21 protein-coding genes are annotated in these 22,626 nt (G+C 57.2%); 13 read left to right on the top strand and 8 right to left on the bottom strand.

Annotation, left to right across the window (positions count from 1 at the left end; genetic code table 11):
• Positions 1–2 precede the first annotated feature (2 nt).
• From nadB to RQ935_RS06915, 6 genes are all read left to right on the top strand, one after another.
• Positions 3–1,595, top strand: a complete 1,593-nt coding sequence (gene nadB, locus RQ935_RS06940) for an L-aspartate oxidase (protein ID WP_311497742.1) — start codon at positions 3–5, stop codon at positions 1,593–1,595.
• Between the two features lie 42 nt (positions 1,596–1,637).
• Positions 1,638–2,552 carry a carboxylating nicotinate-nucleotide diphosphorylase gene (gene nadC / locus RQ935_RS06935; RefSeq protein ID WP_311497741.1) on the top strand — a complete coding sequence of 305 codons (915 nt, stop codon included), beginning with the start codon at positions 1,638–1,640 and terminating at the stop codon, positions 2,550–2,552.
• Positions 2,553–2,562: 10 nt separating this feature from the next.
• The gene (locus tag RQ935_RS06930) at positions 2,563–3,261 is read left to right on the top strand and encodes a uracil-DNA glycosylase (RefSeq protein WP_311497740.1); all 699 of its coding nucleotides are present in this window, start codon (positions 2,563–2,565) and stop codon (positions 3,259–3,261) included.
• A 92-nt stretch (positions 3,262–3,353) separates the two neighbouring features.
• A complete protein-coding gene (locus tag RQ935_RS06925; RefSeq protein ID WP_311497739.1) occupies positions 3,354–3,974 on the top strand; it encodes a LytR C-terminal domain-containing protein in 621 nt (206 codons plus the stop codon).
• 229 nt (positions 3,975–4,203) lie between these two features.
• A complete protein-coding gene (gene groL / locus RQ935_RS06920) occupies positions 4,204–5,829 on the top strand; it encodes a chaperonin GroEL (RefSeq protein WP_297589308.1) in 1,626 nt (541 codons plus the stop codon).
• A 378-nt stretch (positions 5,830–6,207) separates the two neighbouring features.
• A complete protein-coding gene (locus RQ935_RS06915; protein ID WP_297724785.1) occupies positions 6,208–6,750 on the top strand; it encodes a fibronectin-binding protein in 543 nt (180 codons plus the stop codon).
• Positions 6,751–6,858: 108 nt separating this feature from the next.
• On the opposite strand, the gene RQ935_RS06910 is transcribed toward RQ935_RS06915, so the two are convergent.
• The 4 genes from RQ935_RS06910 to RQ935_RS06895 all read right to left on the bottom strand — a co-directional run bounded on the left by RQ935_RS06910 (position 6,859) and on the right by RQ935_RS06895 (position 11,175).
• The gene (locus tag RQ935_RS06910) at positions 6,859–7,149 is read right to left on the bottom strand and encodes a WXG100 family type VII secretion target (RefSeq protein ID WP_297724788.1); all 291 of its coding nucleotides are present in this window, start codon (positions 7,147–7,149) and stop codon (positions 6,859–6,861) included.
• Between the two features lie 148 nt (positions 7,150–7,297).
• Entirely contained in the window at positions 7,298–8,314 is a 1,017-nt protein-coding gene (locus RQ935_RS06905; RefSeq protein WP_311497738.1) for a hypothetical protein, read from the bottom strand.
• A 158-nt stretch (positions 8,315–8,472) separates the two neighbouring features.
• Entirely contained in the window at positions 8,473–10,326 is a 1,854-nt protein-coding gene (locus RQ935_RS06900) for a HAMP domain-containing sensor histidine kinase (RefSeq protein ID WP_311497737.1), read from the bottom strand.
• Positions 10,327–10,449: 123 nt separating this feature from the next.
• Entirely contained in the window at positions 10,450–11,175 is a 726-nt protein-coding gene (locus RQ935_RS06895) for a response regulator transcription factor (RefSeq protein WP_296180798.1), read from the bottom strand.
• Between the two features lie 238 nt (positions 11,176–11,413).
• Here RQ935_RS06895 and RQ935_RS06890 point away from each other — a divergent pair, with 238 nt between their 5' ends.
• The 5 genes from RQ935_RS06890 (at position 11,414) to panD (ending at position 16,037) form a co-directional block, all read left to right on the top strand.
• Entirely contained in the window at positions 11,414–12,346 is a 933-nt protein-coding gene (locus RQ935_RS06890) for a DUF2520 domain-containing protein (protein WP_311497736.1), read from the top strand.
• Positions 12,347–12,396: 50 nt separating this feature from the next.
• Positions 12,397–12,897 (top strand): PH domain-containing protein, encoded by a 501-nt coding sequence (locus RQ935_RS06885; protein ID WP_299295502.1) that lies wholly within the window; start codon positions 12,397–12,399, stop codon positions 12,895–12,897.
• Positions 12,898–12,916: 19 nt separating this feature from the next.
• On the top strand, positions 12,917–14,695 hold the full coding sequence (locus RQ935_RS06880) for a PH domain-containing protein (protein WP_399532189.1): 1,779 nt from the start codon (positions 12,917–12,919) through the stop codon (positions 14,693–14,695).
• A 4-nt stretch (positions 14,696–14,699) separates the two neighbouring features.
• Positions 14,700–15,536, top strand: coding sequence for a pantoate--beta-alanine ligase (gene panC / locus RQ935_RS06875; RefSeq protein ID WP_311497735.1), 837 nt, complete (start codon positions 14,700–14,702; stop codon positions 15,534–15,536).
• 147 nt (positions 15,537–15,683) lie between these two features.
• Positions 15,684–16,037 (top strand): aspartate 1-decarboxylase, encoded by a 354-nt coding sequence (gene panD / locus RQ935_RS06870; protein WP_311497734.1) that lies wholly within the window; start codon positions 15,684–15,686, stop codon positions 16,035–16,037.
• 16 nt (positions 16,038–16,053) lie between these two features.
• On the opposite strand, the gene RQ935_RS06865 is transcribed toward panD, so the two are convergent.
• Positions 16,054–16,317, bottom strand: coding sequence for a hypothetical protein (locus RQ935_RS06865; RefSeq protein WP_311497733.1), 264 nt, complete (start codon positions 16,315–16,317; stop codon positions 16,054–16,056).
• A gap of 129 nt (positions 16,318–16,446) precedes the next feature.
• Here RQ935_RS06865 and lysS point away from each other — a divergent pair, with 129 nt between their 5' ends.
• Both lysS and gluQRS read left to right on the top strand, forming a co-directional pair.
• Complete coding sequence (lysS, locus tag RQ935_RS06860; RefSeq protein ID WP_311497732.1) at positions 16,447–18,012, top strand: lysine--tRNA ligase; 1,566 nt, start codon at positions 16,447–16,449, stop codon at positions 18,010–18,012.
• 1 nt (position 18,013) lies between these two features.
• Positions 18,014–18,964 carry a tRNA glutamyl-Q(34) synthetase GluQRS gene (gluQRS, locus tag RQ935_RS06855; RefSeq protein ID WP_311497731.1) on the top strand — a complete coding sequence of 317 codons (951 nt, stop codon included), beginning with the start codon at positions 18,014–18,016 and terminating at the stop codon, positions 18,962–18,964.
• Between the two features lie 49 nt (positions 18,965–19,013).
• Here gluQRS and RQ935_RS06850 read toward each other — a convergent pair whose 3' ends face one another.
• The 3 genes from RQ935_RS06850 to RQ935_RS06840 form a co-directional block, all read right to left on the bottom strand.
• A complete protein-coding gene (locus RQ935_RS06850) occupies positions 19,014–19,586 on the bottom strand; it encodes a DsrE/DsrF/DrsH-like family protein (RefSeq protein ID WP_311497730.1) in 573 nt (190 codons plus the stop codon).
• 21 nt (positions 19,587–19,607) lie between these two features.
• Positions 19,608–21,296 carry a TusE/DsrC/DsvC family sulfur relay protein gene (locus tag RQ935_RS06845; RefSeq protein WP_311497729.1) on the bottom strand — a complete coding sequence of 563 codons (1,689 nt, stop codon included), beginning with the start codon at positions 21,294–21,296 and terminating at the stop codon, positions 19,608–19,610.
• 87 nt (positions 21,297–21,383) lie between these two features.
• The gene (locus RQ935_RS06840) at positions 21,384–22,517 is read right to left on the bottom strand and encodes an NAD(P)H-dependent glycerol-3-phosphate dehydrogenase (protein WP_399532184.1); all 1,134 of its coding nucleotides are present in this window, start codon (positions 22,515–22,517) and stop codon (positions 21,384–21,386) included.
• Positions 22,518–22,626 lie beyond the last annotated feature (109 nt).

Genomic DNA, 22,626 nt, shown 5'->3' with positions numbered 1-22,626 from the left:
CCATGGATGTCAACTGGACAATGACGACCCCGGTCCTGGTAGTCGGATCCGGGGCGGCGGGCTTGAGTGCTGTAATCAACCTGGTTTTTGCCGGGGTCGATTGCGTACTGGTGACGAAAAGTGACCTGACCGCCAGCTCTACCGACTGGGCACAAGGGGGGTTGGCTGCGGTTTGGGATCGGCAAGACACTCCCGAAGCCCACTACGAAGACACCATTGTGGCGGGAGCGGGCTTGTGCAGCCAGACGGCAGTACGCACTCTGGTTCAGGAAGCCCCGCGAGCCCTGCAGTGGATGATGAGTATTGGAGCGCGCTTCGACCGCAACGCAGCCGGGGAAATTGACCTGCACCTGGAAGGGGGGCATTCCGCGCGGCGCATCCTGCACTCCAACGGGGACGCTTCGGGTCACGAAATCGAGATTACGCTGGCGAAAAATGTTGCCGCCATGGACGGAGCGACCTGGAACACCGGCGGGCAAGGTGAACTGAAAGTCCTGGAAGACTGCGAGTTGTGCGATGTCCTGGTCGATAGAGACGGCCGCGCCTGCGGTGCCACGGTAAGGGATTCCCGGCGTGGATTCGGGGTCGTTTCCGCTTTTGCGGTCATCCTCGCTACCGGCGGAATCGGCCAGCTGTGGAACGCGACCACGAACCCGGCGGTCGTCAACGGAGCCGGTTTGGCAGCAGCCCTGCGCGCCGGAGCCATCGGCCGCGACCTCGAATTCATGCAGTTCCACCCCACTATTTTTGTACCGCCCGTTAAAGTTAAGGGCGACCGGGGGGTGCTTGTGTCCGAAGCGGTACGCGGGGAAGGCGCTTTCCTGGTTGACGGGCAGGGCAACCGGGTCATGCATGGGGTTCACCCACAAGAGGACCTGGCGCCGCGTGACGTGGTTTCGGCCGCGGAACAGGAATATATGGTGGCTCACGGTTTGGATCATCTCTATCTGGATGCCACCAGTTTTGGGGCACAGAAATGGAAAGAAATGTTCCCCACCATCTATGAGCTGGTTTCCAGCCGGGGGGTAGACCCCATCACCGAGCCCATTCCGGTTCGCCCCGGAGCCCACTACTATTGCGGCGGAATCGCGGCCACCATGAGCGGTCAGACGAACGTGGCGGGGCTCTATGCCATTGGGGAAGTAGCGTGTACCGGGGTACAGGGCGCGAACCGCCTGGCTTCCAACTCCCTGACGGAAGCCCTGGTCATGGGCAGTTTAGTTGCCCAGCAATTGGCGGAAGTGGACCTGCCACAGCTGCGTCGGCGCCCGGTGGCGAAACCGGCAGCGATTCCTCAGCCGGTGGTCATGGAGCCGACGGTACTGGAAAAAATCCAGGAAATCATGAGCCGCGATGTCTATGTGCTGCGCGATCGCGCCGGCCTGCAGCGGGCTCAGCGTGAACTGGAGAATCTGTCCCCCCACGCCACGCTGGTAGCCCGAGCCCTGGTGGCACCGGCCTTGGCCAGAGAAGAATCCCGCGGTACCCACCGGCGAACGGATTTCCCGCACCGTCGCGAGGAGTGGCGCAAGCATCTGGAGGTTCAGCTGGGCTCAGACGGGACCTCCCTGGAAGTCAGCGAGACCCCGGTCTGAACTCATGGCGCGAGTCAGACGCGATAAAGGAGAGAGAAAACGATGTTACCACCAGAAATCACCAGCGCTTTAGCGGCAGCGAAGTTGGATTCGCGCCAGGTCACGGACTTTATTGAAGCGACTTTGGACGAAGACTTGGCTTATGGGCCGGACGTCACCACGGATGCCATTTTTGATGACTCCCTCACTGTACAAGCCCGGATGGTAGCTCGCGAGCCGGGATGTCTGGCGGGGGTTCCTATCGCCGCCGCGGTGCCTTTCGTGCTAGCGCACCAGACCGGTGCCCCCACACCGCGGGTCACGATGCGCCGCCAGGACGGGGCACGGGTCGAGCCGGGCGATGTCATTTTAGAGATAACTGCTGGTGCCAGGACTATGCTGACCGCCGAGAGGACCCTGTTGAACCTGGCCAGTCAGCTCAGCGGCGTGGCGACTGCGGTGGCGGCTTACGTGGATGCTATTACCGCTGCCCCCGGTCAAAGTGAAACGACAGGTACAAAAGCTCGGGTGCGGGACACGCGCAAAACGATTCCCGGTATGCGCGTGCTGCAAAAGTACGCGGTACGTTGCGGTGGTGGGGAAAATCACCGAATGGGGCTGGGGGACGCAGCGCTCATTAAAGACAACCACATTGCCGCAGCCGGTTCGTTGGCGGCCGCGGTGCAGGCGGTGCGGGCTCATGCCCCCCAGATTCCCCTGGAAGTTGAATGCGACACTTTGGAACAGGTCACAGAGGCGACGAATCTCGGGGTAGGGCTGATTCTGCTGGACAATATGAGCCCGGAAACCATGGCTAAAGCGGTGGCAATCGCTGCCCCGCGTGGAGTGAAAACTGAGGCCAGCGGGGGTTTGACGCTGCGCGACGCGGCGGCGACGGCCGCCAGCGGAGTGGACTACATCTCCGTGGGAGCCCTCACGCACAGCGCGCCGATTCTCGATCTGGCCCTGGATATGTAGGGAGCGGGCGTTGAACGCAGGGGAGAATCGCGGCGGACTGGAACGGATTATGTCCTCGGACTGGGCGCAAACTATGGCCCCGGTTGAGGACCAGATTCACGCGATGGGAGATTTCCTGCGCGCTGAACTGGCGGCGGGCCGGGGATATTTCCCGGCTGGAGAAAATGTATTTCACGCCTTTCAGTACCCTTTGGCGCAGGTGAAAGTCCTGATTGTAGGCCAAGACCCCTATCCCACCCCCGGTCACGCCATGGGACTGTCATTTTCTGTAATGCCTGGTACAGAAATTCCGCGTTCGCTGGTTAATATTTTTAAGGAAATGCACCAAGATTTAGGCCTGCCTTTGCCGACCTCGGGGGATTTGCGACCCTGGGCAAATCAGGGAGTCATGCTGCTAAACCGGGCTTTGACTGTACAGCCAGGCAAACCCGCCTCCCACCGGGGCCGAGGCTGGGAAGCCATTACCGAGTTTGCCATCCGCCAACTTGCCAATCATCACGCCGCTCAGGGGCTGCCGCTGGTCGCGATTTTGTGGGGTGCCGATGCGCGCAAAACCAAAGAGTTTATGCCCCGTGTACCTTGCCTCGAATCGGTCCATCCCTCCCCGCTTTCAGCGTCACGAGGATTCTTTGGTTCCCGTCCCTTTTCACGAGCCAATGAACTGTTGACGGCACAGGGCGGCCAGCCGGTGGATTGGCGCCTGCCGTGAACGACCGGTCAAGAACCCGTTCTTCTAACCTTTTCGTTGGATTAACGGCGTGGGAACAGCTCGGAAACCGACGCAATCCGTAAGCTGGACACGTGGATGAAGCACGATACCCCGAGGACGAATTCGACCGGATTGGGAAAAACTTGCCGCAGGGCGCGCACCGGCCTGGTCAGCCCTGGTGGCACGGTTTTCTGCCTTTTGTCATCGTGATTATTGCCGCGCCCTTGTTGGCTTGGGCCATGCTGCTCCTGATTGGGTCGCACCCCTCAACTGCCAACGATGCAGCGAATAAGCCACAGATGAGCCAAACCCCAAACACCGCGGCGACCCCGAGCCCTTCTGAAACCGGTAAAGCCAGCGAACGACCTACTGAAAGTGTCGCACCCAGCGAGGAACCGACCCAAACCACTCCGCCCGCTGCGGAAAAAACTACCGAGCCGCCTACGGCCGATAAAAGTATCAACGTGAGCGTCTTGAACGCTTCAGGAATCAACGGACTGGCTGCAAAAATCAAGGACAAAGTGGCAGCGGATGGCTTTACGAAAGTGTCTGCCGATAACTTCCAGGGCACCAAACCCGCGGTGAACACCATCTATTACCCCTCCGACCGCGAGGCGGAAGCACGCGAGGTGCAGCGCGTCTTGAATATCGACATGATTGTGCCCAAAGACCGCCTGGACAAGATTCAGGTTGTGCTGGTCGGCAGGCTCTAAAGCCAACCGGGTCAGTCATTTTTGCACAGCTTTGCGCCGCGGGCTCGTACGTTTAAAACTTGCACTCTAGGGGCGAGAGTGCCAAGATTGAGTTAGCACTCTCAATGTCAGAGTGACAAGTTGGTGAATGAGGCTGCAGGTCGCGCGGAGACGTGAACCGCCACAACCCCAGCCGTCCGTCGCGGGCATTCGCCGCACATGAACCTTATAAAAGCGGAGGTTGTAATAAATGGCAAAAATGATTGCCTTTGCAGAAGAAGCCCGTCGCGGCATGGAACGCGGACTGGATTTGTTGGCTGACACCGTCAAGGTAACCTTGGGACCCAAGGGCCGCAACGTGGTGTTGGAAAAGAAGTGGGGCGCCCCGACCATTACTAATGACGGCGTGTCCATCGCTAAGGAAATTGACCTGGCTGACCCCTACGAAAAGATTGGCGCAGAGCTGGTTAAGGAAGTCGCCAAGAAGACTGACGACGTGGCTGGTGACGGTACCACTACGGCGACCGTTTTGGCTCAGGCTATCGTGAAGGAGGGGCTGCGCAACGTGGCTGCGGGCGCGAACCCGATTGCGTTGCGTCACGGTATCGAGAAGGCCGTTGACGCGGTGGTGGCTCGTTTGCTCGCCGACGCGGTGGAAGTTAAGACCAAGGAACAAATCGCTGCGACTGCCTCGATTTCGGCCGCTGACGAAACCATCGGCGAAATGATTGCCGAGGCCATGGAAAAGGTCGGCCAAGAAGGCGTCATCACCGTCGAAGAATCCAACACTTTCGGCCTGAACCTTGAGGTCACCGAGGGCATGCGTTTCGATCGCGGCTACATTTCCCCTTACTTTGTAACCGATGCGGACCGTCAGGAAGCCGCTCTGGAGGACACCTACGTCCTGCTGGTGGATACCAAGATTTCCTCTATCAAGGACTTGGTGCCGTTGCTGGAAAAGGTTATGCAGGCCGGCAAGCCGGTGGCCATTATTGCCGAGGACATTGAGGGCGAAGCGCTGGCTACCCTGGTGCTGAACCGTATCCGCGGCGCGCTGAAGGTCGTCGCGGTGAAGGCGCCCGGTTTCGGTGATCGTCGTAAGGCTATGCTCCAGGATATGGCTATCCTCACCGGCGCCCAGGTCGTCAGCGAGGACCTCGGTCTGAAGCTGGAGAACGTGGGTCTGGAAGTGCTGGGTACCGCCCGCAAGGTCGTTGTCACCAAGGACGACACCACCATCGTGGACGGCGCTGGCGACAAGGACGCTCTGGCGGCCCGCATTCGCCAGATTCGTCAGGAAATCGAAAAGACCGATTCCGACTACGACCGTGAGAAGCTCCAGGAGCGCTTGGCGAAGCTCGCTGGTGGCGTGGCCGTCATCAAGTCCGGCGCCGCTACCGAGGTGGAGCTGAAAGAACGCAAGCACCGCATCGAAGATGCTGTGCGCAACGCGAAGGCTGCCAAGGAAGAAGGCTTGGTTCCCGGCGGCGGCGTGGCTCTGATTCAGGCTGCCACGGAGGCTTTCAAGGATCTGCAGCTGGAAGGCGACGAAGCGACCGGTGCCGCCATCGTGCGGGTGGCAGTGGAATCCCCGCTGAAGCAGATTGCGGCTAACGCTGGTATGGAAGGCGGGGTTGTGGCTGAAAAGGTCCGTCACCTGCCCAAGGGTCAGGGTCTGAATGCCGCCACCGGCGAGTACGAAGATTTGTTGGAAGCCAAGGTGGCAGACCCGGTGAAGGTGACTCGTTCCGCTCTGCAGAACGCGGCCTCTATCGCGGGTCTGTTCCTGACCACCGAAGCGGTGGTGGCTGACAAGCCCGAGCCTCCGGCTCCGGCACCGGCTCCGGCTGGCGACGACATGGGCGGCATGTACTAAAGCGGTACTGAACCGTTCGAGTTGTTCATAACTTTCCATCGGGGCGATTTCCTGTTTTCAGGAGGTCGCCTCGATGGTTTTTACTGCTCCCCTGAACTTGTGTCGGTCGCGGGCGTGTCAGCTCGGCGGCACGGCCAGCAGACAAAGATGAGAATGTTGTTACAAAGGATTGGAAAACTACCGGAAAAAACCTTGAGATTTACCCAAAAAAGCCGAAAAAAGTCCTAATGAAACCTGGGGGGTTACCGATAAATGTTTTAGAGGTTACAATGTTAACTAAGAACCGCAAGGATTTCTAGGTTTGGAACCTGGGAAAATCGTGTGGTGAGGAACTGGGAAAACCCTGGACATAGCAATTCGAAACTGAGGCAGGACGCGATGAAAAAGTTTTTGATTACGGCAGCGGCGCTGGTGCTGGGATTGGCTTTCGCCCCGGCAGCGTACGCAGAAAATTTGCCTTCCCCGAACGCATCCGAAGACTCCGCTGGCACGGTGATGGAGCACGTGAACCTCGATTCAATGCCCTCCGGCGCCTCCGACGTAGTGGTCAACCCGGCATCTCCCGCACCCACGGCTCCTTCTACCGCGGAACTGAACGCGGGTGGCAATGACGTCGATGTCCCGGCTGGACCTGAAGTCATGTACCCCCAGGCTCCGGCTTCCGTAGCTAACGCGGAACCTCAGATTCACGCCAATGTAGCCCCCCAGGCTCCCGCAAATGCCACCGGTAAAACTAAGACCTCCATCTCGGCAATCAACGCGAACGCGCCACAAGCCTTCGTGTCCTCCCCGATTGACTCGATTCCCGGCGTGGTTTCTTTCATCTTTATCATGCTGCTGTGCGTGGGCGCCGGGGTTGCGGCTGCGGTCGTGATTTCCATCGTGACCGGAAAGAAAATCAACCTGGGCCTGAACCGCTAAACCGCGGCAAAACCCTTTTGCAAAATCCATACAACGTTAAGAACTGAGAGACTCCTTGGAAGTCTCTCAGTTCTTAGATTTTGGGGTATGCGATGTAACCGAATTCTTTTACGCTCCGGCAAACAGCGCGGTGGCGTTCGATTCCGTTTCGGCGTAGTTCGCGGAGGCGGTATCCAGCTGCAAACCAATCTGGCGGAGGTTATCCTCCACGGTAGCCTGAGTGGCACGCCATTGAGCCGCGAGAGCCGCAAAAGCTGCGGAGGCGGCACCCGTCCAAGATTCCTGCAGGGTGGTCAGATTCGCCATCATCGCTGAAACCTGGGTGCTGACTTCCTCAGCACAGGCACGAGTTTGGGCGCCGGCAGCAGCTACGGCATCGCTATCAACTTGAAATTGCATGGTGGTTCCTTTCGTTTGAAACATTTAAAGCGCGGGAAAACCAAACTTTGGTTTTCACACTCTCAAACTAAGGCAATGCGCGTAGGGTGCCCAGTCACAAAAAATCTACCTGTGGAAAACCCCGAAATTGTGCACCCTGTGGAAAACCTTATTCCTGCACGTCAGAGCGGGGTTTGAGGCCAACTTCAGACGGTTTAAGCGCTTTCATGACCATCGTATCCATGGCTTCGGCGACGTTTTCGAGGGTCGAGCCCAAATCCGCCTCATCCGGAGGGGCATAAGGGTTAATCTCGTCGGGTTCGTCGACATCATCCGCATCTGCAGCCCTCGGGGCGGTTTCAGACAGGTCCCCGGTTTCCGGCTTGGTGCCAGGAACTGCCGCAACGCCTTCCCCGGGGGTGGGGGACTGCTCCGTTGCCGGTGCCGCGGCGGGAATCATGCCAGTCCGGATGGCAGGGTCAGTCTCTGCCCCAGCAATCTCTAACCCGGCGGTGCCGGTTTTTTCCAAACGTTCCAGTTCTGCCCTCAAGTTTTCGCGGGCTTGTTCTTCCCAACCCGCTGCGCCATGAGTCCAAAACAGTTGCGGACGGTTCAGCAGACTACCGATGACTTTGGAACGGGCAGAAATAAAACGAGCCTCGTCGTAGGCAGCGTACTCGCGGCGAATGGCCCGCAAATACTCGAGATACTCTTGCGGATCCGCAGCCAATATGGACAAATCCGCGTCGGAAAGCACCTGGGCGTCAATATCGTCAACCGCCTGATGGTGATGTAAACCGCGGATAAGATCCGTGATTTTTTCAATCTGTGCCTCGCTAACGCCCAGCTCAGCCAAAGAATCGGCAGCATAGTCAGCGGAACTCAACACATTCAGTCCCGCTTCCCCACGCTCCACCGCCGCTTCGGAAACGTCAAAAATCGCACCGTGATACCACACGGCTAGGCGGATAGCGTCCACGTCACGAGCTTGTTCACTGAGAATATCAACGTTTTCCAGGGTGGCTTTCAGATATTCCAGGTTATGAAAATGGCGCTGCGGATCCATCCACCGCTGGGCCAACTCGGTGCCTACGGATTGGGCTACGTCCCGCGGAGCCGTACCGCCTTCAGCGGCGATTGAACGGGCAAAACCCGCCAATAACCAAGCCGGTATCATCTCGGCCATACACATCATCCTCTGCCAGCTGGGGGAAACCCAAAGCAACCCACCAAGTATATCTGTTTATCCCGGTAGTAACGACTTTCGCCTAAAACCGAAGCTCTGGACGGTACACACCACGGCTAAAGCCCTCCCGCAGGGGTCGAAAAGTGCCCGAACCGAACCTAGGAAGAACGCGGCGGAGGCGGAGGCGGGGGAACCACCTTCGGTTTGGGAACCGGCTTGGCAGGAGGTCGAGGGGAAGGCGCCGCGGCAGGAGCTGGTTGTACCGTCGGGGTGGGTACGGCAGGTCGCGCTACCGGGGGCACCGGCCTGACGACAGGCATGCGCGGCGGCTTCGGAGCGCTGGTCGGTACTGTACGAGCGGGGGCTGGAACCTGCCGGGAACTTTCCTTGGCGCTGGAAGCTTTGTTAATCGCGGCAGAAGCCGCAGCGAACTTCGCGGCCGGATTGTTGTTCTCGCCTTCAGAATCTACATGTGAAGCCTGGCACGGCAGCTTGATTCGTACCGTGGCACCACCGCCGGGAGTCTGGAGCATCGCCACCGTACCGTTGTGAGCAGAAACGATACCGGAAACAATAGCCAAACCCAGTCCGGTACCGCCCGTGGTCCGCACTCGTGACGTGTCGGAACGGTAGAAACGTTCAAAGACCTTTTTGGCGTCTTCTGGAGCTACCCCCGGACCGTGGTCACGAATCTCTATGACCGCACAACGCTGGAAAGCGGGAATCTTTGAAGCCGCGGCATTCTTAAGGGGGACTCCGGTTTCATCAGGCCACATATGGTAACCCACCACCACCTCGACGGGGGTGTTCGCCGGAGTGTGCTGACGCACGTTAGTTAGCAAATTGGTAATAACCTGGGAAATTTTTTCCGCATCCACGGTTGCATAGACACTGTAAACTTCCTCCAGCGTCTCATCTTCCATGTTCAGCAGCTGCATGTCGCGTTCCGGATCCAACACGGCCATATCCGACAGAGAGTTCCGCGCCAAAGCGGTAATATCGGTGCGTTCAAAGGTCATCGGACGGTGTTCGTCCAATCGCGCCAACGTCAGCAAGTCTTGCACCATGTTGCCCATGCGGGTGGCCTCAGACTCAATCCGTGCCATAACCTCCGCCTGACGCTCCGGGCCTACTCCGCCCATGCGCGACAGTTCCGCGTAACCGCGAATCGCGGCGGTGGGGGTGCGCAGCTCGTGGGATGCATCAGAGACGAAACGCCGCATCTTGCGTTCGGACAGCTCCACCGCTGAGAACGCCTGTTCCAAGTTGGAAAGCATCACATTCATAGAGTTCGCCAGGGAACCCACTTCGGTGGTGGTAGGGGCTTTCTTAACACGTTGGGTCAAATCCCCGGCCGCAATCTTGTTCGCGACCCCCTCAATCTCATGCAGAGGCCGGAAAGCGCGCCCTACCAGGTAGTTTGTCATCAGAGTGCCGATGATGGCGATAATCAAAGTCGAGATTGAGATGGTGAAAATGATGGCCTGGAGCATATTGCGCTGCGGTGTCATCGACAGACCAACAGTCGCGGCTCCGGCGACTTTGCCCTGTGAAGTCAACAAAATCGACAGAACCCGCCACTTTTGACCGGACTTGGTGGAAGGGACCGTAGTTCCGGGCATGACCAGCGAAGAAGTGTTGTTTATCGTGGGGATGTCAGCTTTTTTTGGCAGGTATTGCCGTTGGGGAATGCCCGATTCGTTCTTAGTTGCCGGGGTGATAAATTCGCGATCCGTGCGGTGCATAGAGCCCACAAACTGCACGTAGATGTAGTAATCACTGGGCATATTGTTGGAAAACACTGTGGTGTCCGAGAGGTTCGCGGCGTTGGGACCCATAACCCTAGCGGCCGCGGAAAGCTGGGCGTCCTGCTGGCTGGTCAGGTACGACGAAAGCGACAGCACCGTTACGGTGCCAGCCAAAGACAGCGCCGTAACCAAAGCGACGGCAAAAATGATGGTCAGACGCGTGGCCAAGGCCAGGGAGATCCACAGTTTCCCTATTCCACGCACTCGCCACTCCTCATCTGACTTGGGTACTATTCAACAGCCAGTCCCGTTCCACCGGGCGGCAAAGAAATGGCTCACCTCTGCCGCGGGCTTGTGCCGTTCGCAGCGGCGGTAAACCGCCAAAAACTACTCGTTGGGATCCCGCAATAGGTAACCGACACCGCGACGCGTCTGGATGAGCGAAGGCGGAATCTTGCCGTTTTCGTCCGGGGCGTCGAGCTTGCGACGCAGGTAGGAAATGTAAGATTCAACGATGGCGGCATCGCCTTCCCAATCGTATTCCCACACGTGATCGAGGATTTGCGTCTTTGAAACCACACGGCCTTCGTTAACCATGAGGTAACGCAACAGTTTGAACTCGGTGGGAGACAGGTCGATGAGACGACCGCCGCGATGCACTTCGTAGAGGTTGTCGTCTAGCTCCAGGTCAGCCACGCGCAATAGCGGTTGTTCCACCGCGGAGCGCTTCGTGCGACGCAAGATAGCGTTGATACGCGCCACGACTTCCTCCAGACCGAAAGGCTTGGTGACGTAATCATCACCGCCAGCCTGCAAACCCTCGACCTTATCGCGCATATCGTCCTTGGCGGTCAGGAACAGAATCGGCATATCAACTCCGGAAGCCCGCAGCTTACGGGTCACGGTAAAGCCGTCCATGTCCGGCAACATGACATCCAGAATGACCAAATCGGGTTTCTCCGTTGTGGCTAGGCGCAAGGCCTCGGTGCCATCCCCGGCGCTTAAGACGTCGTATCCCGCGAAACGCAGGGAAGACGCTAAAAGGTCGCGAATATTGGGTTCGTCATCCACGACCAAAAGTCGTGCTTCGCTCACTGCAGGTTCCATAACCATCCTCGATAACCAACGTGTTCAATATGTCGTGCAAGTTTTGGAGACACGACACTCCATACATACATCTTAACGGCAAAAGGTAGTGCTGGGTGCAGCTTGGAGCGGATTTCCCGTCGAATAGTCCGGAGATTCTCTGAATTCACCAGTCCCCGGCAACCTGCTGGGTTGGGAAAGTCTGGTTTGGACGCTACGGGCTTGCGCCGGGTTACCCGTGGTGGAGGTGGTTTACGATAGTGTCATGTCTGAAATTGGTGGGAGTCCCAGCCCGGTTCTGCGGGTGGGCGTCATCGGTATGGGTGCGGTAGGCCCCATCCTGGCTGCAGCGTTCACACAGGCAGGCCACATTTTAGTGGGGGTTTCGGCACGTTCGCAGACTTCCCAAGAGCGGGTGGACGCCATCCTTCCCGGTGTTGCGGTGGTGCCGCCGGCACAGCTGGTGCCCGATTGCGACCTCGTGCTGTTTACCGTGCGAGATCGGGAAATTGCCCCTCTGGTCACGCATTTAGCCGAGTCACAAGCGTTTCGAGCGGGTCAGCTGGTCGCTCACGTGTCCGGGGCCCACGGATTGGATGTTTTACAGCCCGCTGCCGCAGCGGGGGCCATTCCCCTAGCGCTGCACCCGGCGCAAACGTTTTCCGGTACGTCCTTAGATTTGCAGCGTTTGCCAGGAACCCATTGGGCAGTCAATGCTCCACGGGCATTGCTGGCTGTGGCTCAAGCTCTAGTTTTGGACCTCGGCGGAGTACCGCACGTGTTGCCTGACTCGGCACGTCCCCTGTACCACGCTGCTTTAGCGCACGGGGCAAATCACTTAGTAATCTTGGTGTCCCAAGCCCTGCGAGCGCTGCGAATGGCGGGGCTGGACGACCCGGCAGCCTTTGCGGAGCCATTGTTTAAGACCGCTTTTGAAAGAGCTTTACGGGAAGGGGAAGCGGGACTGTCCGGACCGGTGGTACGGGGGGACACCCAAACCGTGGCCCTGCACCTAAAGGCGCTACAGAACGGACCGGTCCTTGACAAAGATGACTTGGATCCGGCACTGCCTTTTGACGATTTGGCTGACCTGCCCGATTCCTACCGCGCCCTGGCACGAGCCGTGACGCAACGGCTGCGGCAACGCGGAGGTTTGAGCCCCACCCAGTTCGACCAACTTCAAAAAGTTTTAGGCTGAATGCAGATTCTGCCTCGATTAATCCCCGTGTGCCCGGATAAGATGTCCCTATGAGTGGTGAATTATTCAATCCTGAGGGTGTGACGTTCAAGCCGATTTCCATGAAGCTCATCACGGTGCGGATTTTGGGGCTGCTGGTGTGGATTGTGGTTTTCGCGCTGGCTCTCGGGGTATTCGCGGGGGCAATGATGTTCACCCAGGAACTGCCGTGGTTTTGGCTCCTGGAGATTGTACCGATTGGTCTGCTGGTGTGGCAGCTGTGGTTAATTCCGCGTCAGGTCAAGGCGTGGGGCTACGCCGAGTCCGAGCGGGATCTGTTCTTACGTCGCGGCATCATGTTTAAGAAAATGTGGGCGATTCCTTACGGGCGGATGCAGTTCGTGGATGTGCAACAGGGGCCTATCGACAGGATTTTCGGCATCGCCCAGGTCAGCATGAAGACCGCTTCGATGGAATCTGCGGCGAGCATTCCCGGATTGGACCATGCCGAGGCAGATCGCTTACGTCAAATCCTCACCGCGCGCGGTGAATCCTTGCGAGCGGGATTGTGAACACGGCGAGGAACGACAGATGACACAACCAATTGATCCAGGCTGGGAACCCTCGGAAGGAAAGCCCAAAGAATCTTCGGCTGCCTTACCTTCGCAGGGCTTGCCGGAGGGGATTCCGGCCAGTTCTGACATCTCTAGCGTTACTGCACAGCCTCCGGTTTGGCGCAAAGTTCATCCCCTAACACCACTGACCCAGATGTGGGGAATCCTGGTGGTGCTGGTGGCGGTTATTTATTCGCAACTCGACTTGATTCGTGACCTTTCCAAGGAGATGGCTGCGATGCAATCGGCAGGAAAGGTCTTGCCGGTGTTGTTGTTTTCTCTGCTGGCGATTGCGGCGCTGCTCCTATTGTTGTTGCTTTTTACCTATCTGAGCTGGAGATTTACCGCTTATGCGCTGACTGATGAAGCGGTTTTGTTTCGCCACGGCATCATTTTCAAAAAAGAACGTCATATGCGGCTAAACCGGATTCAGGCGGTAGACGTCATCGCTCCGTTAGTGCCGCGTCTGCTCGGTTTGGCGAAGCTGCACGTGGATTCCGCGGGAGCCAGCGGTTCTCAGATTGACATCATGTATCTGAAAGCCTCCCAGGCTCAAGCGTTGCGAGCTGAAATCTTATCGAAGGCATCTGGTCAAAAAACCCCAACCGGCCCCGCGACGGATGCTGCTAATTCTTTAACGAATGGTACAAAAATTATCGGGATTGGTGAGGCCGGGCTGGTGGGAGCTTTGCCTGCCGCCAGTGGGGAAGCCCCTGAGACAACACTTTACGAAGTGCCAACCGATATGTTGGTAGGTTCCATTCTGCGTTCCATTTCTACCTGGTTCGCGGTGCTGCTCATCCCCCTGCTGTTTGTACTGGGGCTAATCCCGGCGATAGCCATCTTCATGAGCGGCGACGCGGATAGTTTCTGGGCCGCGATGTTATTGGCGCCTCAAGCTCTGCTCGGTGTGCTTGGCGGTATTTTTGCTACTATCACGGCGATAGGCCAAAAAGTCAACGAAGGATGGAACTTTACCGCGGCGGCCTCTGCTGACGGAATCCGTCTGCGCCACGGACTGACGACCCATGATTCCCAAACCATTCCTCCCGGGCGAGTTCACGCCGTCGTCTTGAAGCAGCCTCTGCTATGGCGAGGCAAGGACTGGTGGCGGGTCGAGTTAACTATGGCCGGCTATCAGGGTGCCTCTGAAGGAAACGGCAACAATAAGAAAAAGACCAGCTCCCACGTAATGCTGCCGGTAGGAACGCGAACTCAGGCGTTGCAGGCATTGTGGATGATGGAACACGACCTCGGCGCGGTCACCGACCTCAACGGCGCCGAAATTGGAACAGCCGGTACAAACCTATTGGAAGTCTTGCTGTACGGCTCCGGGCCGGCTCCCGGTATTTTTACCGCTTCGTCGAAAGCCCGCTGGTTTGACTGGATCACGTGGAACCGGAAAGCTGCAGTGCTGACCACGACGATGGTGATGATTCGCGACGGCAGAATCACCCGCCGCGTATCTTTCGTGCCGCATTGCCGGATGCAATCCGTAGCCTTGCGGCAAGGACCGTTGCAACGGGCTTTGGGAATGGCGAACGTCAAACTGCACTTGGTGCCGGGGGTGGTGCCGACCACGGTGTACCATCTGCCCAATGAGTCCGCGCAAAGACTCTGGGAACTGCAAGTTTCCCACGCGGACATGGCGCGTCAGAAAGAACCTCCCGCCGCCTGGCTGGAACGAGTAACCTCTAACCTGGAGGCTTGTGCGAGTATCGGAGAACACCAAACAGACAATCTCAGAGAGGATTAAGACTGTGGAGTTGTTGAAAACCAGAGCAGAATTGGCGACTTGGCGCAACGGTGTCAGTGGCAAGCTTGGCCTGGTCATGACGATGGGAGCCCTGCACGAGGGTCATTTAGATTTAGTTCGGGCCGCGAAAGCCCAGGCGGATACCGTGCTGGTGACGGTGTTCGTCAACCCGACCCAGTTCGCTCCCGGTGAGGATTATGACACCTATCCGCGAGACTTGGCGGGGGATGCGGCCAAGCTCCAGGTGGTCGGGGCTGACGCTCTGTTTGCGCCTACCCCCGAGGTGATGTATCCGGTTGGCGAGGCTTTGGTGCGTTTCGACCCCGGTCGCGCCGCCTCAATCCTGGAGGGCAAAACTCGCCCCACGCACTTTGCCGGAGTGTTGCTGGTGGTGGGCAAGATGTTCCATCTGACCCGTCCCGATGTGGCTGCTTTCGGCAAGAAAGACGCGCAGCAGCTCGCCATTGTCTCCCAGATGGTTACCGACCTGGACTTCCCCCTAACCATTTTGCCGGTGGAAATCCGCCGGGAACCTGACGGTCTGGCCTTGAGTTCACGCAACCGTTACCTGTCCCCCAACGAACGCGCTACTGCCCTCAACCTTTCCCAGGCTTTGAAGTGGGGTCAAGAAAACGCTTCCCGCCTCGGTGCGGGCGATTTGGCAGCCAAAGTGCGTCAGCGCCTCGAAGCGGTGCCGGGTATAGACGTGGATTATGTTGCCCTGGTTAATCCGGTGGGATTCGTGCCGATTACCGGCGATTTTCATGGTAGCGCCATCTTGGCGCTGGCGGCGAAAGTCGGTTCCACTCGGCTGATTGACAATATGGACGTGCAACTCTAGAGGTCACGAGGGTCCTGCCGCGCCTTTCGGGTGAGCCTGGGGTCCCGGGAAATGTTGCGGCCCTAGCGTATTTCGGATTACCCTGTGAAAGACCCCTGGGGCGTCACTACCTGAGGAACAAACCGGGAAACCTATTGAGGGGGAAATATGCGGATGCGAACCATGATGAGCGGCAAGATTCATCGCGCTACCGTGACTGATGCGGACATTAACTATGTCGGATCCATCACTGTTGACGCGGATTTGCTGGAGCGTGCCGACATCCTGCCGGGGGAACAAGTTGATGTGGTCGATGTCAATAACGGTTCGCGCCTGACGACCTACACTATCGCCGGTACCCGCGGTTCTGGCACGATCCAGATGAACGGACCCGCTGCTCGCCTAGTGGTTCCCGGCGACCTAGTCATTATCATCGCTTACACTACTGTTGATGAAGAAACAGCTCGGAACCTGACTCCTCGCGTGGTGCATGTAGACGCGAACAATCATCCGGTTAACTAACTCCGGGTGTTGCCACTTACTCGATGTGCAGGAACAGCTGCTCGAGGTGCTTGATGTTTGCCTCGCGTTCCGGTTCGCTGGCCTCGACGGTGCCCTGCAAACTGGAGACCATCAGCGCGAAAGAGACTCGGTCTAAGCGTCTCGATGATTCGTTCAACTTAGAAATCAACGCGCTTGCGTCCGCGTCGGTCTCCATGAGGTCAATAACCTCATCTAAGGACTGTTTGGCTTCGCTCAGCCGGGCGGAAACAGTCATTTTGTCAGCGGCGGAAAGTTGCATCGAATCCCCTAAACATCGTGTTTGACTTCTTGGGGCAATTTTACCCGGCTCGCTCCGGTGGGGGACCAGGTTGACAGGGGTAAAACCCTTGCGGAACAACACTCCCGCGTAATGGTCTAAACTAGGACGGTGGCTGAAAACAAAAACAAAACTGAGAACGTAAACCCAGCGCTTGCGGCGGGCGACGATGAGACGTACGCGGCCGAGGCTCCTGAACAAATTCGAATCCGTGCGGAAAAACGCGCCAAGATGCTGGCCGAAGGCAGGACCCCCTACCCGGTACACGTGGATATTTCCGCCACCATTTCCGAAGTTCGTGAGAAGTATTCGGATTTGCAGACGGGGGAAGAAACCGAAGATTACGTCGGCTTGGCCGGGCGGGTTCGGCTGATGCGTTCCAGCGGCAAGCTGGCTTTCGCTACTTTGCAAGAGGGTAACGGCTCCACCATTCAGATAATGGTCAGTGAACGTGAGGTTGGCCCGGAATCGATGTCCGCCTATAAGGCAGAGGTCGACCTGGGCGATCACCTGTTTGTCCACGGTCGGGTGATCAGTTCTAAACGCGGAGAGCTGTCCATTTTCGTGGACTCTTGGCAGCTGACCTGTAAAGCGCTGCGTCCCTTGCCGAAGTCATACATTAATGAAGCCGGCGAAGAAGTCTCTTTGAGTGAAGATATGCGGGTTCGCCGGCGTGACCTGGATATGATTATGCGCCCCGCTGCCCGCGACATGGTGCGTAACCGCTCTCGTGTGGTGCAGACGCTGCGCCGCTACCTGGATGAGCACGACTACCTCGAGGTAGAAACCCCCATGTTGCAAAATTTGCACGGCGGGGCTGCCGCCCGTCCTTTTGTGACCCACATGAACGCCTATGACACGGAGCTTTACCTGCGTATCGCCCCGGAGCTGTTTTTGAAGCGCTGCCTGATTGGCGGAATAGACAAGGTTTTTGAAATCAACCGGAACTTCCGTAACGAAGGCGCAGATTCTTCGCATTCTCCGGAATTCACCATGATAGAGGTGTATTGCGCTTACGGTGACTACCACCAGATTGCGGACCTGACCCGAGAGATGATTCAGCGCTGTGCCCGGGACGTGTTTGGCTCCGAAGTCGTGACCTTGAACGATGGTACCCAGTTCGATCTATCCGGGGAATGGAAGTGGATTGACCTCTATGGTTCCCTGTCTGAGGCGCTGGGTCAGGAAGTCACGGTGCGCACCCCGAAGGACGCCTTGGTAACTTTGGCGGATCGGCTCGGCATTGAGCTGGAACCCTACTATACCTCCGGGAAAATCGTGGAAGTCCTGTGGGAAGAACTCATTGGCGACAAATTGTGGGAACCCACTTTTGTCTGCGATTTCCCCGAGGACACCTCGCCTCTGGTGAAGACCCACCCTGACAAGCCCGGCCAGGTGCAAAAGTGGGATTTGATGATTCGCGGCTTTGAAGTTGCCACCGGATATTCCGAGTTGAACGACCCGGTGGTACAGCGGGCGCGTTTTGAACAGCAGGCTTTGGATGCCGCCAACGGAGATCCGGAAGCCATGGAAGTGGATGAGGACTTCCTCATTTCGATGGAGCAGGGGATGCCTCCTGCTGGCGGGATGGGAATGGGCCTCGACCGTTTGCTGATGACTTTGACGGGGGCAGGAATCCGCGAAACTATCACGTTCCCGCTGGTCAAGCGGGTGTAGTGTGAGTCAAAGTGGCTTCGGCCGGTTTGCTCCCAGCCCGTCGGGAGTCATGCATTTCGGGAATCTGCGCACCGCGGTGGCAGCCTACCTGTTTGCTAAATCCAGCGGACGCAAGTTCTTGGTGCGAATAGAAGACATCGACACCGGACGTTCCCGTCCTGCTTTTGCCGCCCAAGCCCTGGAGGACTTGACGGCGTTGGGTCTGCAGAGCGATGGGGAGGTTGTTTACCAGTCGCAACGTGGGGGATTGTATCAAGCCGCTTTGGAACAGCTGGTACAAAAGGGTTTGGTTTACGAATGCTACTGTTCGCGGGCAGACATCTCGGCAGCGGCCAGCGCCCCGCATGGGAAACCCGGGATTTATCCGGGAATCTGCCGGGATTTGAGTGATTCTGAACGAGCGGAAAAACGGGCCGCACTGGCAGCGCAAGGCCGCAAACCTGCCTTGCGGCTACGAGCCCCGCAAGGAGTGGAATATACGGTACACGATTCCCTGTTGGGGCCGCTGACCGGTTTGCTCCACGATTTCGTGTTGCGGCGTACCGATGGGGATTGGGCTTATCAGCTGGTCGTGGTGGTGGACGACATCAATCAAGGCGTGGATCAAATTGTGCGGGGGTCTGATTTGGCCTCCAGCGCTCCGGTGCAGGCCTGGCTCACCGAAACCTTGGGAGGTCGCCCCGCAGTCTATGCCCATGTGCCGTTGGTCATGAATACGTTGGGACAGCGCCTGGCCAAGCGAGATAAATCGGTGACGCGTCCCGAACTGAACTCCCAGGGGTGGTCTGACCAACAGATTCTTTTGCGTGCCTTGGAAACGCTGGGGTGGCAGACCGCGAAAACTGACGCGACACAACTGTTGACCCGCCCCACGAAAGAAATTCTCAAGCAAGCCGCGGCGAGCTGGAGACCTGAAAATTTGCCTCCTAGTCCGCTAATCTTTCACCCCTAGGCGTCGTGATTGACAATCCCGGCTTGAGACAGCGTGCCAGAAAACGGGGTCATATGAAGATAATTTGGGCGCCTTCCGATTTTTTGATGAAGTCAGGGGCGGTGATGATTCCGGAAACCCCTTTAAACATCATGTTCTGGCGCAGCTCCATGAGATCCACGGTCATTTTGCATCCCCACAGATGACCGCCCATCTCTACTATCTGCTCTAACAAATCACGCACGGGGGGAATGCCGTTCTTTTCCATCATTTTGTTCATGTACCAGGTGGCAAGGTGAGTGGCACCCGGCAGATTTCCCAAGCTGGGAGGCATATAGCGTTTACCCCATCCGGGGCGGATTTTTTCCAGATAGGGAAAGTGCAGAGCCGTGTTTCCCTGCATGGTGAACTTCAGGGAGTCCATGGTGCGTTTCGTGACAATGTCTAGGCCCCAGAAAGTAAAGAAAATATTGACGTCGATTTTGTCCGTGAGAGCCGCGATCGACATAATCAGTGCCGGGTAAGCCATGTCAAGGTTACCTTTGGAACAGATAAAGGCCATCTTGCGCTGATCCACGTGCAGCAAGGGCTCCGAAACGTGCCAGAAATCCTTGTCAAAGAAATCAGTTGGGGATTTGTCCATCACTTCACTCTCCTACGGAACCTAGATACAGCCTACCGGTTTGGGAATTCCGGACACGTAGGCGATGAGCTTACCCGGTTTAAAGGGGAAAAGCTCGAATAGTTCGGAAATCGGGAAGTCTCCCGCCATTTCGAAACGTCTCAACGAGGGACTGACTTGATATTTTGCGAAACTTTCCCGGGCGAATTCGATGACTTCCCAGTGCCGGGGCGTCATCTCTAATTTAATAGCCCTAGCCAGGTCGGCACCGATTTCGTGAGTCCACTGATTCGGATTGGTCATGAAACCTTCCGAGTCCACGTCGATGTGAACTCCGCCGGCTTCGTGGAGAACCGGGATTTCCAAAACTTTCGTGGAAAATGCCGCCGCGAGACAGGCGTTGGGGCGGCGTTTCCAAGTGGGAGCGATGAAACTCGTAGAGTCTTGGGAAAGATCCGGGGTATTGAGCGGAGTGGTGCCATCAGGCCGCAGACCCCACCGACTAAATTCCTTACCTAAAAGCTGTATATGAGAAAATCTATCGAAAATCCGCAGGCCCACCATGAGCACACTATAGAACACGAACATGAACCGCTTTATGAGGTGGTTCATCCGGGTCTGTTTCAGCAGGGACATAGGCCCCAGATAGGGGAAAATCCATTTGCCCGTTACTGCTGGTACTGTGTAGGAACGGTCTATCACGGTGGACTTGTTGTAGCCTGTGTCAACGATGCACATGGCGTGGCCGTCGTAATGGCGAATCATCGGCCTACCAGCCATGTAATCAAGCAAGTTAGAAACTAATACCCTAGATTGGTATACACTTGCGGAACCAGCTTTGGAAGTCGGTAAATCGGCAGTGTCACCAATGACAAAAATATCCGGATATTCACGATGCTGCAAGGTTTCCAGATCAGGATGAACGAATCCCATTTCATCGCCCAGTTCGGAATCCACGATGAACTGCTGACCACGCATGGGGGGAATGGTCACCAGCATGTCGTAATCAACGACCTTCCCGTCATAGGCATACATCCGTTTTTCTTCCGCATCGATATGTCGCACCACGAAATCAGGCTGGACCTCGATGTCGCGCAGGCGCAAGAGGTTAGAAAGATTCCGGGCAGCCACGGGCTGCTCAAAAACCTGGGATTGCGGGGTAACAATTTTAATATTGATATCATCGCGAACTCGGTGTTCAAAGAAATAGTGGTCGGCTTTAAGGGCAAACTCAATCGGAGCGACCGGGCAGCGGATAGGGAATTCAGAGATATGCACGACCAAACGGCCGTGGTCGAAAGTCTGCAGTGCTCGGCGCAAGCGACGTGCCCAAGCCAAAGTATAAAAGGAATAAATCCCGGTGTTCAGGACGGTTCCCTGTGCCATTCCTTCGACCAGCTCGGGACGGCATTCGCAACCTGTCGCCAAAATCAGGTAATCGTAGGAAATTTGCTTGGTCTGAGTGGAGACTGTTTTCGCTACCGGATCGACCGCGGTGACTTTATCCTGCAGGAACCGGATACCGGGGAGGAAGGTTTGCCGACGCCACCGCCACAGTAGCGGGTTGGGAACTTTCCCTAAGGTCAGTGAGACAAAACCGGGCTGGTAATAATGCCGGGCGGAATAGTCGATGACGGTGATTCGGAACTCTTTACTATCCAGGCGGCGCACCAGCGAGTTTGCCGTGACTGTACCGCCGGTTCCTCCGCCTATAATCACCACGTTTTTCATGCCAAGTCTCACCGCCTTAGGATTTCACCTCCGAATTCGTTAAGAATTCTAATGAGATTTGTGCCGTGGTGTGTACTGTTGAGAGTCTCACTCCTGGCTCAACCTATTTTTAAAGTGGTTGACCAGCTTCGCTAGTCCCCACGAATGGCCGGTGTCGACAGGGTTCCAGTCTGAGTTCCAACTGCTTTGTTGCTGGGTCGCGAAAATATCCGCGGGGTAGGCGGGCAGTGCCGCCGAGACCAGAATCTTACGAATGTCTACTTCGCCACTAATCGCTTCGTCCACGGCGCGCAGCAAAGGCAGCTCGTCCAATAGCTGCGGGCAGCGCTGTTCAATGAGTTTTACCGCCAAGGGTGTGGAGTACACCCCTTCGACCGTATGCCCCGCGGCCTTCATCTGGGCTTCGGCTTCGGCCGGACGCTCGCCGCGTCCCAGCCGCATTCCAAAGAACTTATTGCGCCCCGAAATGCCGGTAACTTCCAGGTCGCCCACTCCGGCCAGCCCAATGGCAGATTCCTGGCGTCCTCCCAAAGCCTCGCAGACCAAGGACATTTCGCGAATTGCCTGGGCGAACACCGCGGCGCGCAAGTTGGATTGCGGAGATCCGGTTGACTCCTGGATGCCCTCGGTCACGCCCAAAGCAATGGCGTAGCTGTTTTTCAAAGGAGCCAGGACTTCAACCCCGGTCGTGTCCTCAGTAGGAAAGGCGCGGTAATAATCAGTGCGTACCGCTCGGGCATAGTGAACCGCGGCTCCTAAATCCTGACAGGCATACACTGTTGCGGTGGGTTCGCTCAGCGCGCATTGGCGGGCAATAACCGGCCCCCCTATGGACACCAAGGTTGGTAGCTCGGCTCCGTTTTCGGCGGCTATCTTTGCCATCGCCTCAGCCAGCAAATAAACCTCGCCCGCCTCGTCCTTAATAAAGCCTTTCGTCAGCACCCAGACCGCCCTTACGCGACTAAAGTAGGGCGCCAAGCGTTTCGTGATGTCAGGTAAACCCACGGCAGCGACACAAACGGCCAGGACTTCCGCGCCTTTCACCGCCGCGTCGAGGTGTTTAGCGCGATAGGTCTTAACCTGGGGGGCCAGAGGCACGTGAATCGCCGGGTGAGTTTGCCCCAGAGCGTAAGCATCCAGGACGGCATCGTCGTATTCGGTTCCCCACATGGCTACGTCCCAGCCCGTGTCTACGAGGGGCCGGCAGAGTGCCGTGCCCATCGCCGACGCTCCTATTACGCATATCTTTGGCATAGCCCACCTCTCAGAACAAAGGGTACCAAGCCACTTTACCGCACTGGTGACGGGGGAACCTACCCGGGAAGGCGAA

It is taken from the genome of uncultured Mobiluncus sp., from assembly GCF_963511525.1.
Lineage (GTDB): Bacteria > Actinomycetota > Actinomycetes > Actinomycetales > Actinomycetaceae > Mobiluncus.
The sequence above is the reverse complement of the archived record's forward strand: the minus strand, read 5'-3'. Positions and strand labels throughout refer to the sequence as shown.